Origin of the sequence: Cytobacillus gottheilii (genome assembly GCF_001636345.1) — a bacterium.
In the GTDB taxonomy this organism is placed as follows: Bacteria; Bacillota; Bacilli; order Bacillales; family Cytobacillaceae; genus Cytobacillus; species Cytobacillus gottheilii.
Genome location: NZ_KV440945.1, coordinates 4364741 through 4378480, shown reverse-complemented (window position 1 = coordinate 4378480; position 13740 = coordinate 4364741). Strand labels below are relative to the sequence as shown.

Annotated in this window: 17 protein-coding genes; 16 read left to right on the top strand and 1 reads right to left on the bottom strand. The window is 40.4% G+C overall.

Features of this window, described 5'->3' with window-relative positions:
• Positions 1 to 40 precede the first annotated feature (40 nt).
• Both A6754_RS21235 and A6754_RS21230 read left to right on the top strand, forming a co-directional pair.
• Positions 41 to 520, top strand: coding sequence for a PH domain-containing protein (locus A6754_RS21235; protein WP_066450662.1), 480 nt, complete (start codon positions 41 to 43; stop codon positions 518 to 520).
• Positions 513 to 1964, top strand: coding sequence for a PH domain-containing protein (locus A6754_RS21230; protein ID WP_066450660.1), 1452 nt, complete (start codon positions 513 to 515; stop codon positions 1962 to 1964). Before A6754_RS21235 ends, A6754_RS21230 begins: the two co-directional genes overlap by 8 nt.
• Before the next feature lie 147 nt (positions 1965 to 2111).
• On the opposite strand, the gene A6754_RS21225 is transcribed toward A6754_RS21230, so the two are convergent.
• On the bottom strand, positions 2112 to 2696 hold the full coding sequence (locus tag A6754_RS21225) for a rhomboid family intramembrane serine protease (RefSeq protein ID WP_066450658.1): 585 nt from the start codon (positions 2694 to 2696) through the stop codon (positions 2112 to 2114).
• Positions 2697 to 2805: 109 nt separating this feature from the next.
• Between A6754_RS21225 and acpS the strand changes: the two genes are divergently transcribed.
• The 14 genes from acpS to A6754_RS21155 all read left to right on the top strand — a co-directional run bounded on the left by acpS (position 2806) and on the right by A6754_RS21155 (position 13610).
• Positions 2806 to 3156, top strand: coding sequence for a holo-ACP synthase (gene acpS / locus A6754_RS21220; protein WP_066450655.1), 351 nt, complete (start codon positions 2806 to 2808; stop codon positions 3154 to 3156).
• Between the two features lie 200 nt (positions 3157 to 3356).
• Complete coding sequence (locus A6754_RS21215) at positions 3357 to 4370, top strand: LolA family protein (protein ID WP_066450653.1); 1014 nt, start codon at positions 3357 to 3359, stop codon at positions 4368 to 4370.
• Positions 4371 to 4985: 615 nt separating this feature from the next.
• Positions 4986 to 6245, top strand: a complete 1260-nt coding sequence (ltrA, locus tag A6754_RS21210; RefSeq protein WP_066442364.1) for a group II intron reverse transcriptase/maturase — start codon at positions 4986 to 4988, stop codon at positions 6243 to 6245.
• A 180-nt stretch (positions 6246 to 6425) separates the two neighbouring features.
• Positions 6426 to 7583 carry an alanine racemase gene (alr, locus tag A6754_RS21205; RefSeq protein WP_066450650.1) on the top strand — a complete coding sequence of 386 codons (1158 nt, stop codon included), beginning with the start codon at positions 6426 to 6428 and terminating at the stop codon, positions 7581 to 7583.
• Positions 7584 to 7740: 157 nt separating this feature from the next.
• Positions 7741 to 8022, top strand: coding sequence for a CopG family ribbon-helix-helix protein (locus A6754_RS21200; RefSeq protein WP_066451796.1), 282 nt, complete (start codon positions 7741 to 7743; stop codon positions 8020 to 8022).
• A 4-nt stretch (positions 8023 to 8026) separates the two neighbouring features.
• Entirely contained in the window at positions 8027 to 8377 is a 351-nt protein-coding gene (ndoA, locus tag A6754_RS21195) for a type II toxin-antitoxin system endoribonuclease NdoA (RefSeq protein ID WP_019156408.1), read from the top strand.
• Positions 8378 to 8760: 383 nt separating this feature from the next.
• Positions 8761 to 9594, top strand: coding sequence for an RsbT co-antagonist protein RsbRA (rsbRA, locus tag A6754_RS21190; protein WP_066450649.1), 834 nt, complete (start codon positions 8761 to 8763; stop codon positions 9592 to 9594).
• Entirely contained in the window at positions 9591 to 9956 is a 366-nt protein-coding gene (locus A6754_RS21185; protein WP_066450646.1) for an STAS domain-containing protein, read from the top strand. Before rsbRA ends, A6754_RS21185 begins: the two co-directional genes overlap by 4 nt.
• 2 nt (positions 9957 to 9958) lie before the next feature.
• Entirely contained in the window at positions 9959 to 10360 is a 402-nt protein-coding gene (locus tag A6754_RS21180) for an anti-sigma regulatory factor (RefSeq protein ID WP_066450636.1), read from the top strand.
• Positions 10361 to 10371: 11 nt separating this feature from the next.
• Positions 10372 to 11382, top strand: coding sequence for a PP2C family protein-serine/threonine phosphatase (locus A6754_RS21175; RefSeq protein WP_066450634.1), 1011 nt, complete (start codon positions 10372 to 10374; stop codon positions 11380 to 11382).
• A gap of 60 nt (positions 11383 to 11442) precedes the next feature.
• The gene (locus tag A6754_RS21170) at positions 11443 to 11775 is read left to right on the top strand and encodes an anti-sigma factor antagonist (protein ID WP_066450632.1); all 333 of its coding nucleotides are present in this window, start codon (positions 11443 to 11445) and stop codon (positions 11773 to 11775) included.
• Positions 11772 to 12245 (top strand): anti-sigma B factor RsbW, encoded by a 474-nt coding sequence (gene rsbW / locus A6754_RS21165; protein ID WP_066450627.1) that lies wholly within the window; start codon positions 11772 to 11774, stop codon positions 12243 to 12245. The genes A6754_RS21170 and rsbW overlap by 4 nt, the downstream gene beginning before the upstream one ends.
• Positions 12223 to 13017 carry an RNA polymerase sigma factor SigB gene (gene sigB / locus A6754_RS21160; RefSeq protein WP_066450624.1) on the top strand — a complete coding sequence of 265 codons (795 nt, stop codon included), beginning with the start codon at positions 12223 to 12225 and terminating at the stop codon, positions 13015 to 13017. The genes rsbW and sigB overlap by 23 nt, the downstream gene beginning before the upstream one ends.
• Positions 13014 to 13610, top strand: a complete 597-nt coding sequence (locus tag A6754_RS21155) for a PP2C family serine/threonine-protein phosphatase (protein WP_066450620.1) — start codon at positions 13014 to 13016, stop codon at positions 13608 to 13610. The genes sigB and A6754_RS21155 overlap by 4 nt, the downstream gene beginning before the upstream one ends.
• Positions 13611 to 13740 lie beyond the last annotated feature (130 nt).

Here is a 13740-nt window from a genome sequence, read left to right as displayed (position 1 = left end):
TACTAAATGTATTAATGATCAGACTTTCAGGAGGTACCGGATGATTACAAAACCGCAAAAACGCATTTCAAAGAGAGGCTTAAAGGTTTGGCGAATTGCGGGCGCCATTCATTCCATCCTTGCTTTTTTAGCTGCCGGGGGAGCAATTGCCCTAACCATTATATTTGATTGGCCTTTTTGGATTATTGGAGCAGCGCTTATTTTTTTCGCTGCCTATGCTTATGTGTTTATTATGTTAATTCCAAGTTTAAGGTGGAAACGCTGGCGCTATGAAGTAAGGGAAAATGAAATCGAGATTCAGCATGGTGTATTCGTTATTAAAAGCACATTGATCCCAATGATCCGTGTGCAGCATGTAGATACACAGCAAGGTCCTATTCTGCGCAAATACCGATTAGCTACAGTAGCTATTTCAACTGCGGCGACTGTTCACGAAATACCTGCCCTTGATGTGGATGAAGCAGAGCAGCTGCGATTTTTCATTTCAAATTTAGCGAGGGTGGCAGCAGATGATGTCTGAACCAAAAAGACTTCATCCGGTTGCCGCAGTGGCTAATTTTTTTCAGAGTCTTAAGGAATTGCTGCTGCCCGTCTTTGTTCTTATTATATTTGGGGGTGAGGGAGGATTCTTCCAATTCATTACCTCTGGAATTGTGATTCTCCTGCTATTGCTTTCAGGTATTATTACATGGCTGCGGTTCACTTATCGAATTGAGGAAGGTGAACTGCGCATAGAATCAGGGGTTTTTGTCCGCAAGAAAAGGTATATTCCGTTTGAAAGGATCCAAAGCCTGGATACATCAGAAGGCATTCTTCAGCGTCCATTTAACTTGGTCAAAATGAAGGTGGAAACAGCAGGCTCAAGTGGAAAAGGTGATGCAGAGGCGGTTTTAACAGCCATTAACAAGCAGGAAGCTTCGCTCATACAGCAGGCTCTTCTGCATTCTAAAAGTCAAGCATCGGATGCGGATGATGACAGGGATCTGTCCGCAGAGCCTAAAGAAGATATTGTTTACAAAATTTCACCAGGTGAGCTGCTGCTGCTTTCATCTACTTCTGGCGGTGCAGGGGTAGTAATTTCGGCTGTAGTAGCATTTATCCTGCAGCTGGATGAAGTGCTTCCGTATGAACGGATTTTTGCTCAATTTGAACATTTTATTAAAAACGGAATTCTTTTTATAAGTATTGTCATTTTTATTATTTTCTTTATCGCATGGCTAATTGCACTTATCGGTTCTTTATTTAAGTATGCTGATTTTACAGTGAAGAAAGTGGATAATGATTTAATTATTACAAGAGGTTTGCTGGAAAAACGGCAATTTACAATTCCGTTTAACCGGATTCAAGCAGTTAAGATAACGGAAAACTTACTGCGGCAGCCTTTTGGATTTGCCAGTGTATATGTGGAAAGTGCAGGGGGTTCACTGCAGAATGCAAGCAGTTCAAGTGTTTTGCTTCTGCCTATTACAAAAAAAAGCCGCATTGCAGACATCTTAAAACCATACCTGACAGATTATGCTTTTGAACCTATATTAACGCCGGCGCCTCGCAGATCGTGTGTACGGTACCTTTTTCGCGGGTTCCTGACATCTATTTTGCCAATGGTTTTGCCGCTTCTTTTTTTCAGACCTTGGGGGTATTTTGCTCTTCTTTTGTTGCCGTTCTCCCTTTTTCTTTCTTATTTAAAATATAAGGATGCGGGATGGGGAATAGATGGGCAGCAATTAACATTGCGGTACCGCGGTCTCCTTAAAAATACGGTATTTATGAAGAAGAATCGTATTCAAAAGCTATCAATGGAACAGAGTTATTTTCAAGAAAGAGCCGATTTGGCAACTGCGGATGCAGCAGTCATGTCAGGTTTTGGCGGAAGCGGCGGCACTGTCGCTGACTTGGAAAAACGAGATGTACAGCAGGTATACGAATGGTATTCGTATACTGAAAAAGCGGAGGATCGATTGTAATTTACACTAAAAATGATGCTGAAACACAAAAATACCCGAGCGAATAGAAGATATTTTCAAGTCATCTCCTATCTTGCGTTCGGGTATTTTTGTGATTAAAGTGGAGCAAGTGCGCCCATTAATTAATTTGAGCTTTGCTGAACACGGCTATTTTTTTAGAGTAGCAGCGCCAATTAAAAAGCCTGCAAGCAGCCCGAATAAATGCCCGGTAATATTGATGTTTGACTGCATGAACGTCATAATGACAGCAATAACAGTGATGGTAATAATCAGCTGTTTATTTTCATTTGATAAAAGATCTTTACGGAAAGCGATGATCGATGCGAAAAAGCCAAATAAGCCAAAAATGGCTCCGCTTGCCCCAACATGTATATACGTTAAAGGCTCAATCAGCAGAGTGGCGAGGTTGGCTGCAATTCCAGCCGTCAAATATAAGAAAACAAACTTCCCTTTCCCAAGCATTCTTTCTAATACAGGTCCGAATAGAATAAGAGAAAAACTATTGAATAGGACATGAGCAAAGCCGCTATGCATAAAAATGGGTGTAAGCAGTCGCCAATATTCGCCGTTTACAATATAAAGATTTACTCCAGCAAAGCGTTCCATCAGCCAGCCGGGTGGAAAAATCGGCAATGCTGTCAGAAGATAGAGTACAATGTGAATGGCAATAATAGTTGAAATGACAGGATAGTAGCGGATAAATTCTTTAAAGCTTTCCGTTCTTACAAACATGAATAGCCCCCTTAAAATTCGTTATGAGTCCTTAAGTGATTTAGTATCATAATAGCCCGAATTGGCTGTTTCAGCACCTTTTTTGCATGAAGAACAAGGAGGAAAAAAGATGATAACAGGAATCGGCATAGATATTGTTGAATTGCATAGAATTCAAAAGCTGGTGGACAAGCAGCAAAAATTTGCACTGAGAATCCTGACCTATTCAGAATATCAGCAATTTGAGCAGCTGCACGGTAAGCGTCAGGTTGAATTTCTGGCAGGCAGATTTGCTGCTAAAGAAGCATATTCTAAGGCAATCGGAACAGGGATCGGCAGTGACCTCTCCTTTCAGGATATAGAAATAGCCAAAGATGAAAGAGGTAAACCATCCATCATGAAACCGATTCAGCATGGTGTCCACCTTTCTATTTCTCATAGTAAAGACTATGCAGTCGCACAGGTTATTATTGAAGATTAATGATGAAAATAAGGATGATCTAAAAAAGTCTCCCATTTTAAATGCTAAGTTTGAAACAAACTCCATGAAAAAATAAAAGCTTGTCATTCCTCCTAGCATATTTCCTAAGGTTGTCTCATATATTCGTAGTGCGTAGAAGAGACAAGGCCAAGGAAACGCATAAGGCGAAAAGCCGAATCGAGACAAAAGGGGTTGAAGGAATGAAGAAGAGGTTGTTGCTGCTGCTTGCCGGTCTAGGTATTGTTTTGACTTTAGCAGCCTGTGGCACGAAATCACAGGAGGATGTTACAAAAGATCTTAGCAAAAAAGTGGAAGAGGCTGAGAGCTATAAGGCAAAAGCGAAGATGACACTGCAGATGGGCACAGATCCGCAAACATATGACATTGAAGTTTGGCACAAAGATCCGTCCTATTATCGTGTGAATTTAGTCAATGCCCAAAAGGAACAAAGTCAAATGATCCTTCGCAATGATGAAGGGGTGTTTGTATTAACGCCTGCCTTGAATAAAAGTTTCAAGTTCCAAAGTGAATGGCCTGAAAACAGCAGCCAAGCGTATTTATATGAGTCACTGGTCAAGGATATTTTAGAAGATCAGGAAGCTAAATTTACGGCTAAGGAAGATCAGTATGTTTTTGAAACAAAAACAAGATATCAAAACAGCCAAATGCTTCCGACTCAGGAAATTACTCTAAAGAAGTCAGATTTATCACCAGTGAGTGTTAAAGTAATGGATACAGAAGGAAATGCCCTTGTAACAGTTGATTTCACAGAAGTGAAATTCAATGAAAAACTAGATCAAAGCGACTTTGATATGCAGAAGAATATGACTCGTGCTCAGCTTAATACGGTTCCAGTTTTAGCAGAAAATGAGTCTGATGAGTTTTCTGTTATGTATCCTGAATATGAACTTTCAGGTGTCGAGCTTCAGGAGACAGAAGTTGAAACTGAGGATGGAAAACGGGTTATCTTAACCTATAAAGGCGAGAAATCCTATACGTTAATCCAAGAAAAGGCAGTTGCTATGGAGACATCCAGCATGGCGACTTCCGTAAGTGGAGAGCCTGTTGATCTTGGCTTTACAATCGGCGCGATGACTGATAATACAATCTCCTGGACCTATCAGGGAGTTGAATATATGCTTGCTTCCAATGATTTAACGGAAGAAGAAATGCTTTCAGTTGCTCAATCCGTTCAAGGGGACGTAGTAAAATAAGAAGGCAGGCTGATTTCAGTCTGCTAAAGCAGACAGGCTGTTTAAAAGCAGCCTTTTTTTTCTGGTGCGCCCGGCATGGGTGCAATCTATAGGGTGCAAGTCCCGAGCCACGAAGGCAGTAGTAGTGGTTAGCTTAACGCAAGGGTGTCCGCGGCGACGCGGAATCTGAAGGAAGCGAGCGGCAAACCTCCGGTCTGAGGAACACGAACTTCATACAAGGCTAGGTATCATTGGATGAGTTTGCCAGACAAAACAAAGTCCTTACTGCCGAAGGTGGTACAGAGTAAATGGAGCAGATAGATGGAGGGAAAGATTGTACTCTTACCCGGGGAGGTCTGGTTGGTACGCCAAGTACACTTGGTAACCTATCTAGAAATAGATAGCTGAACAACCAGAAGTCAGCAGAGGTCATAGTACCTTACCTACTCGAGACGGTAAGGGAAGGACTGAACAATTAGGAAGAACGAGAACTAGGCATACAATTCCTGTGTAGAAGCAGACAATCCGAAAGGACTTACTTGAAGGAGGAAGTGGTGAATCCACAGGGGACTTCATGAGGGTGGAGCAGGAATAACATAATTAGACTTCTACGTTCACGTCGAAAGGAAATATCACATGTTAATGAATCTGATTCTGTCACGGGAAAACTTAATAGAAGCACTTAAACGTGTGGAGAAGAACAAAGGAAGTCACGGCATAGATGGAATGTCCGTAAAATCCCTACGAAGACATCTCTATGAAAACTGGGACACCCTATGTGACTCTTTAAGGAAGGGTACCTATCAGCCTACCCCAGTCCGTCGAGTCGAAATCCCGAAACCGAACGGTGGAGTAAGATTACTAGGAATACCGACCGTGACAGACCGGTTCATTCAACAGGCAATTGCCCAAGTTTTAACCCCACTTTTTGACCCAATCTTCTCAGAACATAGTTATGGGTTCAGGCCAAGCCGAAGAGGCCATGACGCTGTTCGTAAAGCAAGGGGATACATAAGTGAAGGTTATAGGTGGGTGATTGATATGGACTTGGAGAAGTTCTTTGACAAAGTGAATCATGATAAGTTGATGGGGATATTGGCAAGCAGAATCCAAGACCGATTGGTCTTGAAATTAATACGGAAATATCTCCAAGCAGGAATCATGATAAATGGTGTAGTCTACGATGCAGAAGAAGGAACACCACAAGGAGGCCCCCTGAGCCCTCTTCTTTCGAATATCCTTTTGGATAAGCTTGATAAAGAGTTAGAAAGGAGAGGTCACAAGTTTGTCCGCTACGCCGATGATTGTAATATCTACATGAAATCGAAGAAAGCTGGAGAACGTGTGATGAACTCGATTACATGTTTTATTGAGCAGAAATTAAAGCTCAAAGTGAACAGGGATAAATCAGCGGTTGACCGCCCGTGGAAACGAAAGTTCCTTGGCTTTAGCTTTACGATTAATAAGAAACCGAAGGTTCGAATAGCCAACGAAAGTATTAAAAGGCTTAAAGCTAAAATACGAGAGTTAACCTCCCGTTCCAAATCCATTTCCATGGAAGGTAGAATTGAGAAACTAAATCAATATCTAACGGGATGGTGTGGATATTTTGCATTAGCCGATACACCTAGCAAATTTAAAGAATTTGATGAGTGGATTAGGAGAAGACTTCGTATGATTGAATGGAAACAATGGAAGAATCCGGGGACAAGAGTAAGAAAACTCAAGGGCTTAGGTGTTCCAGACCAAAAGGCATACGAATGGGGAAACTCCAGAAAGAGATATTGGAGAATAGCCTCTAGTCCGGTTCTAAACAAAACCCTCAATAACTCTTATTGGAGTAATCGAGGGCTCAAAAGTCTATATCAAAGATATGAATTTCTACGTCAAACTTAATTGAACCGCCGTATACCGAACGGTACGTACGGTGGTGTGAGAGGTCGGGGGTTAGTCACCCCCTCCTACTCGATTGCATAAATAAGAAGATTCCTTATCATTTCTTGACATTCCCCCTGCAAGAGACTGATAATTTAACATAATATTTTAAGGGGAGAATGAGGAAGTGAAGGTATAGAAATGGATAAGAATCAATTTTTCAGAGATACTTGGGCAGAAATAAATCTTGATAAGATAACATATAATGTAGAGGCAATGAAGAAGCATGTTCAAAAAGGGACGAAAATAATGGCGGTTGTTAAAGCGAATGCCTATGGGCATGGAGATTTAGCGATCGCTAAAACAGCCTTAAAGGCAGGTGCCGAATATTTGGCTGTTGCAACACTGGATGAGGCATTTGCTCTTAGAAAATCAGGCATTACAGCACCGATCCTTGTATTAGGCGCAAGCAGGCCGGAACATGCATGTTTTGCGGCAAAGGAAAATATTGCTCTTACCATTTTCCAAAGCGACTGGCTTCAAAAAGCAAAAGCCTATTTAGATGATTGTCCTTCTCTTCGAATTCATGTCAAGTTTGATACGGGGATGGGGAGAATAGGCATCACTTCACAGGAAGAATGGGCAAAGATCGAGAGTGTGCTGATGGATGACGATCTGTTTACATTTGAAGGTATTTTCACGCACTTTGCCACGGCGGATGAACTGGAGACAGAATATTTCTCAAAGCAGCTGCAGCAATTTGATGAGATGCTCTCATGGATAAAAGATCTTCCTCCGCTGATCCACGCAAGTAATAGTGCAGCGGGATTAAGATTCGCCCGAGCTCATTTTAATGTAGCTCGATTAGGGATTGCTATGTATGGACTGACACCTTCGACAGAGATGGAAAAGGTACTGCCTTTTCCTTTAAATGAAGCATTTTCACTCCATAGCAAGCTAATTCATGTCAAAAGACTGAATAAAGGTGATAAAGTAAGCTACGGAGCGACTTACACGGCAGAGCAGGATGAGTGGATTGGCACGCTGCCAATTGGCTATGCAGACGGCTGGATCCGGAAATTACAGGGGCAGGAAGTACTTGTAAATGGGCAAAGGGTTCCAATTGTTGGAAGGATCTGCATGGATCAATGTATGGTGAGACTGCCATATCAAATGGAAGTTGGCACCACGGTCACCTTGATTGGCAAGCAGGGAGATGAAATCATTCCGGTGAATGAAATCGCTGCAAAGCTTGATACCATCAACTATGAAGTTACTTGCTTAATTTCAAGAAGAATCCCAAGAGTGTATAAGCAAGAGGGAAGCATCATAGAAATTAGAAATGATGTTTTATTGTAAGGAATGACTTTATTTTTCTATTTCCCTGAATAAAATCTTATTTTCTTAGCAGATAATACAGTAGAATTGATGAATAGTCTTTGCAACTGCCCGGAATAATGGTACTATTAGAAATGGTAGATATAAAATGGTGTAGCGATGGTGGAGGTGTATGTTTGTGTCTGAGTCCAGCACAACAACAGAGATTATGGTGGAGCTGCCGCAGCAGCTTTTGACCGAGTTAGACGGCTTTGTAAAGCAGGAAAACGTTAATCGGAGTGAACTCATTTATCAAGCGACCAAAATGTATTTGCGTGAACGGAAAAAAAGACAGATTCGCGAATCCATGAGACGCGGCTATATGGAAATGGCAAAAATAAATTTGACGATTGCATCTGAAGCATTTCAAGCGGAATATGAGGCAGAACACACAGTTGAACGTCTTGTAAGCGGAGGCTAATAAATTGATTGTCAAACGTGGTGACGTTTATTTTGCAGACCTATCCCCAGTTGTTGGTTCCGAACAAGGCGGCGTACGTCCAGTATTGGTCATCCAAAACGACATCGGGAATCGGTTTAGTCCCACAGTAATTATTGCAGCAATAACGGCCCAGATCCAAAAAGCAAAGCTGCCTACTCACGTTGAAATTGATGCGAAACGTTATGGGTTTGAAAGGGATTCAGTCATCCTCTTAGAACAGATTCGTACAATTGATAAACAGCGCTTAACCGATAAGATTACCCATCTCGATGACGAAATGATGGAGAAAGTGGATGAAGCCCTGCAAATTAGTTTAGGACTCATCGAATTTTAATTATAAAATGTGATCGCTCCATAGCAGGGGGCGATTTTTTTTTCAATGATTTAAAAATGAAGGTTTTATAATAGGAAGAAAAGAATATATGGTTAGAGATTTCTGAGCCATTTCAGTAGAATGTAAGTAGAAGAATGAGAAAAAATAGTTTGATTAAAAGCTGTTTGAGAAAATAAAACAAAATAGGTTTAACCTATAAGTAATGCGGGTATATAAAAAAGTCATATATATCATTTTTTTTATTTCTACTTACGAAATATAAGTAATAACTTTGCTATAAAAACTACATATATGTTTATTTTTTTACAAACTTTGAGTTTGTTTTACAATGCTAAGTATTGGGAATGTGCATATTCTTTATATGATAAAATGGGGAGGACATAATGAATAGCGTAATCTTAAATTATATTCAAGAAAACAAAGACCAGATTTTTAATGAATGGATAGAGTCCTTGAAGGAAAATGGCGATGAACGTGTTGTAAAAGTTGTCTCTGATCAAGTATTCAATTCAACCAGCTATGAATTTATAGATGTTATTATCGCGAGTGTAAAAAACTCGACGGAAGAATTCACTTCCAGATTATCGGATTTTTCAGAAAAAGTAGTACGTCTTGGCTGGCCGCTCAGCTTTGTAACAAAGGCCTTAAATATTTTTGGGAAAATTGTTTTCCAAAAGATGCAGGGTGACGGTTTAGTCAATAATGAAAATCAAATGGATACCGTTTTTGAATTTGATCGCTGGATGAACCCAATGGTTAACGAGATGGTTAATATGTACTCTTCGACATGGGAAAGAACGGTTTCAATGCAAAAGATAGCTCTTCAAGAGTTATCAGCTCCGCTTATTCCGGTATTTGACAATATAACGGTAATGCCTTTAGTTGGAACGATAGATACTGAAAGAGCGAAACAAATTATGGAGAATCTTCTCCAAGGAACAGTCAAGCACCGTTCAGAAGTGGTGTTAATCGATATTACGGGTGTACCTGTTGTAGATACAATGGTGGCGCATCATATTATACAGGCTGCAGATGCAGTAAGACTTGTAGGTGCAAAGTGTATGATCGTCGGCATCCGTCCTGAGATCGCCCAAACGATTGTGAATCTTGGAATTGACTTAAATCAAATTACGACTAAAAATACACTCAAAAAAGGTGTAGAAGCCGCACTTGAGATAACAAAAAGAAAAATTGTTAAGGTGGAGGAAGCAGAGTGAGAAGTCCGAGAATTCCTATTTTAAAACTGCATAACTGCCTGCTTGTATCCATTCAATGGGAGCTGGATGATAAGACAGCACTGCAATTTCAGGAAGATTTACTGAATAAAATTCATGTCACAAGCGCAAATGGGGTTGTTATTGATTTAACATCCATTGATTTTATAGACTCTTTTATTGCTAAGGTACTTGGCGATGTAATAGATATGTCCAAACTGATGGGAGCTAAAGTTGTCATAACTGGCATTCAGCCTGCTGTTGCTATTACGCTCATTGAACTGGGCATTGGATTGAATGATGTCCTGACTGCCATTGATCTAGAAAAAGGTTTGGAGAAACTACAACAGGAATTGGGGGAGTAACCATGGAAAACCAATCCTGCGTAAAGATCATAAACGAATGGGACATCGTTGCAGCAAGGCAGCTGGGACGTAATGTTGCAAAAGACCTTGGCTTTGGTACGGTCGATCAGGCGAGGATAACAACAGCAATCAGTGAGCTTGCACGGAATATTTATTTATATGCCGGCCAAGGTCAAGTGTGCATCGAAAAGATATACGACGGGGGAAAAGCAGGGTTGCAGATATTGGCAGCGGACAGCGGTCCCGGGATTAGTGATTTGCGTCAAGTTATGGAAGATGGTTATTCCACTTCAGGTGGACTTGGAGCTGGACTGCCTGGAGTAAAGCGGTTGATGGACGAATTTGTCATTGACTCAGAACCTGGAAAAGGTACAGATATAAAAGCAACCAAATGGCTCCGTTAGGGGGAGTATAAATGGATTTTCGAGAAATAATTGCGGATAAATACCGAGATATTCTCGTCAATTATCTTAAAGACCAATCGGAGCAATCATTATATAGCAGTCAAAAATTCAGCCGGAAATCAATTGAACATATGATTTCGCCTGAGGAAATAATAAGCATTCATAAGCAGCTAATCGTTGATCTATTCCCAGATATGCAGCCGGAAATTGCTCATTCATTTGATATTCTTTTAGAGGTAATGGTTGGGTATGGATTTGCGCTACGGGAGCATCAAAATTTAAAGCATATCCAGCAGGAGCTTAGAAGTGAAATGGAAATTGCTGCAAATGTGCAGAAAACACTATTGGGAACATCGATCCCAAACATTGATTGTCTTGATATCGGGGCGATTAGTGTGCCTGCCAAACATATGAATGGAGACTACCATCATTTTGTACAGGATGAAAACAATAGTGTCAGTATTGCCATTGCAGATGTTATTGGGAAAGGTCTCCCGGCTGCATTGTGTATGTCCATGATAAAGTATGCGATGGATAGTTTACCTGAAAATAGAATGAATCCAAAGGATGTCCTCGAAAATTTAAATCGCGTTGTTGAACAGAACGTTGATCTAACGATGTTTATTACCATGTTTTATGGAATATATGATACGGAAAAACATGTGTTTTCATATGCTTCTGCGGGTCATGAACCTTGTTTATTTTACAATGCTGAAAGTGCTGAGTTTACTGAGCTTCCTGCAAAGGGATTGCTGCTGGGGATTGAAAAGAAGACGAAGTACAGACAATATGAGCGAACAGTCGATGTTGGAGATATGATCATTCTTATGTCTGATGGTGTGACGGAATGCCGAACCGAGGATGGTTTTATAGAAAGAGAATCGCTGCTTGAACTCATTAAGAAATTCATCCATTTAGATGCACAGGACATTGTGACTAGTGTTTATAAAGAGCTTGAGAAAATGCAGGATTTGCAGCTGCGTGATGACTTTACTTTAATTATTTTTAAAAGAAAGGTTTAACGCAGCCCGGATCGGGGTAATTAAGAGCATGGAGAAGACATGTATAAAGGTGGGTCTAGTATGAATATTTCTATAGACGTTAAGGAAAATGAGAAGCTGGTTGAAGTAAAAGTAAGCGGAGAAATTGATGCATATACAGCACCTAAACTTCGTGAAAACCTCTTTCCGCTAGCTGAAAAGGAAGGCGTCCAAATGGTTGTGAACTTATCGGATGTTTCCTACATGGATAGTACAGGTTTAGGCGTTTTTGTTGGTGTTTTTAAAAACGTCCGTGCAAATAATGGAGAATTTAAGATCATTGGTTTATCAGATAGGCTAAAAAGACTTTTTGAGATTACTGGCTTAGCCGACATAATTGATATTAACACCCAGATTGAAGGTGGAGTACAATGAACGAACCATTCGATTATATTGAAATGAGAATCCCTGCAAAACCAGAGTTTGTTGGGATTATACGTTTGACGTTATCAGGGATTGCCAGCAGATTGGGCTTTTCCTATGATGAAATAGAAGATCTAAAGATTGCAACGAGTGAAGCCTGCACTAATGCAGTGCAGCACGCATATAAGCAATCTGACGAAGGGGAAGTCCTAATTGGATTCGGCCTATATAATGACAGGCTTGAAGTTATGGTGGCTGATAATGGAAAAAGTTTTGACTTTCAGCAGGCGAGAGAAGGGATCGGCCCTTATCATGAGACAGATTCAGTGGAATTTTTACGTGAAGGGGGACTGGGCCTATATCTGATTGAAACATTGATGGATGAAGTTCGAATTCATCATAAAGAGGGTGTTACGGTCTTTATGACTAAGTACCTAGAGGGAGAGCAGGTGGAGAGGGATGCAGAAACAATCTCAACCTAATCACAGAACCAAAGAAGAAATTAATCAGCTAATTAAATCCTATCAAGAACATCAGGATGAAGTTGCCCAGAATACACTCGTATTACAATACAAAAATTTAGTAGAGTCGATTGCCCGAAAGTATTCTAAGGGAAGATCTTATCATGAAGATATCGTACAAGTCGGTATTATTGGTCTGCTTGGTGCGATCCGCCGCTATGATGAATCTTTCGGAAAATCCTTTGAAGCTTTTGCAGTTCCAACAATTATCGGTGAAATTAAACGATTTCTCAGGGATAAAACCTGGAGTGTCCACGTACCGCGTCGTATTAAAGAATTAGGTCCAAAAATTAAAACGACAGCTGAAGAATTGACCATACAGCTTCAGCGTTCGCCAAGAGTAGATGAAATTGCTGATTATATCGGGGTTTCAGAAGAAGAAGTATTAGAAGCAATGGAGATGGGAAAAAGCTATCAGGCGTTATCAGTTGATCATTCAATTGAAGCAGATTCAGATGGCGGAACCGTTACGCTTCTTGATATTGTCGGAAACGAAGATGATGGATATGAAAAAGTGAATCAAATGCTTGTTTTAGAAAAAGTCCTTCATGTTTTATCTGAACGGGAAAAGCAAATTATTCAATTTACTTACTTGGAGAACTTAAGTCAAAAAGAAGCCGGGGACAAGCTTGGTATTTCGCAAATGCATGTATCAAGATTGCAAAGGAGAGCAATAAAAAAACTCCAAGAGGCAATTCATGCAGAAGCGGATAATTCGGAGTGCCTTTCATGACAGAAATGTTAAACGATAAGGTTGAAGTCGTTGCGTTTCAAACGGCAAAAAAAGGCAAGGATTATTGTGGTGACAGCTATTACTATGTAGCTACTGATGAATACTATATATGTGTACTGGCAGATGGCCTTGGGAGCGGACAGTATGCAAATGAAGCTTCTGCGGCTGTAACAGATATAGTAGAAAAACATCACAACTTGGATGTTGATTCATTAATGAACCTCTGTAATCAGGCACTGCTTCAAAAAAGAGGAGCAGCTGTTTCAATATTTAAGTTCTCTTTTGCAGAGAAAGAACTTACATACAGCTGTGTAGGCAACATTCGCTTCTTTTTGTATTCTCAATCCGAGAAACTCACGTATCCATTGCCAGTGACGGGGTACTTGTCAGGCAGGAAACAAACCTTTAATACGCAGCGTTTTAAATACGAAAACAAATCCAAATTTCTTGTATACTCAGATGGAATTAATATAACTGGAGTCAAAGATTTGCTCAAACCATTTGTGCCGATCTGCCATATTGCTGAAACAATAAAAAAAGAAAGTGCCACAAATGATGATGATGCAACATTTATTATTGGAAGCCTGCTCTAATGGGAGCAGGTTTTCTTGTGTAATCAGAAGGTAATGTGAAGAGTGAAATGTATGTCCAACTATGCCCAGCCATCCACTTTGCAGGTTTGTCAGCTGGCAGTAATCTGTACATTTAACTTAAAGCTATAAA

What these genes read in the sequence shown, in the direction of transcription:
- A6754_RS21175 (WP_066450634.1), top strand. Translation starts at nt 10,372, where the DNA reads ATGGATTTTCGAGAAATAATTGCGGATAAATACCGAGATATTCTCGTC.
- A6754_RS21155 (WP_066450620.1), top strand. Translation starts at nt 13,014, where the DNA reads ATGACAGAAATGTTAAACGATAAGGTTGAAGTCGTTGCGTTTCAAACG.
- A6754_RS21225 (WP_066450658.1), bottom strand. Translation starts at nt 2,696, where the DNA reads ATGTTTGTAAGAACGGAAAGCTTTAAAGAATTTATCCGCTACTATCCT.
- alr (WP_066450650.1), top strand. Translation starts at nt 6,426, where the DNA reads ATGGATAAGAATCAATTTTTCAGAGATACTTGGGCAGAAATAAATCTT.
- A6754_RS21230 (WP_066450660.1), top strand. Translation starts at nt 513, where the DNA reads ATGTCTGAACCAAAAAGACTTCATCCGGTTGCCGCAGTGGCTAATTTT.
- sigB (WP_066450624.1), top strand. Translation starts at nt 12,223, where the DNA reads ATGCAGAAACAATCTCAACCTAATCACAGAACCAAAGAAGAAATTAAT.
- rsbW (WP_066450627.1), top strand. Translation starts at nt 11,772, where the DNA reads ATGAACGAACCATTCGATTATATTGAAATGAGAATCCCTGCAAAACCA.
- rsbRA (WP_066450649.1), top strand. Translation starts at nt 8,761, where the DNA reads ATGAATAGCGTAATCTTAAATTATATTCAAGAAAACAAAGACCAGATT.
- A6754_RS21235 (WP_066450662.1), top strand. Translation starts at nt 41, where the DNA reads ATGATTACAAAACCGCAAAAACGCATTTCAAAGAGAGGCTTAAAGGTT.
- A6754_RS21215 (WP_066450653.1), top strand. Translation starts at nt 3,357, where the DNA reads ATGAAGAAGAGGTTGTTGCTGCTGCTTGCCGGTCTAGGTATTGTTTTG.
- A6754_RS21180 (WP_066450636.1), top strand. Translation starts at nt 9,959, where the DNA reads ATGGAAAACCAATCCTGCGTAAAGATCATAAACGAATGGGACATCGTT.
- ltrA (WP_066442364.1), top strand. Translation starts at nt 4,986, where the DNA reads ATGTTAATGAATCTGATTCTGTCACGGGAAAACTTAATAGAAGCACTT.
- A6754_RS21170 (WP_066450632.1), top strand. Translation starts at nt 11,443, where the DNA reads ATGAATATTTCTATAGACGTTAAGGAAAATGAGAAGCTGGTTGAAGTA.
- acpS (WP_066450655.1), top strand. Translation starts at nt 2,806, where the DNA reads ATGATAACAGGAATCGGCATAGATATTGTTGAATTGCATAGAATTCAA.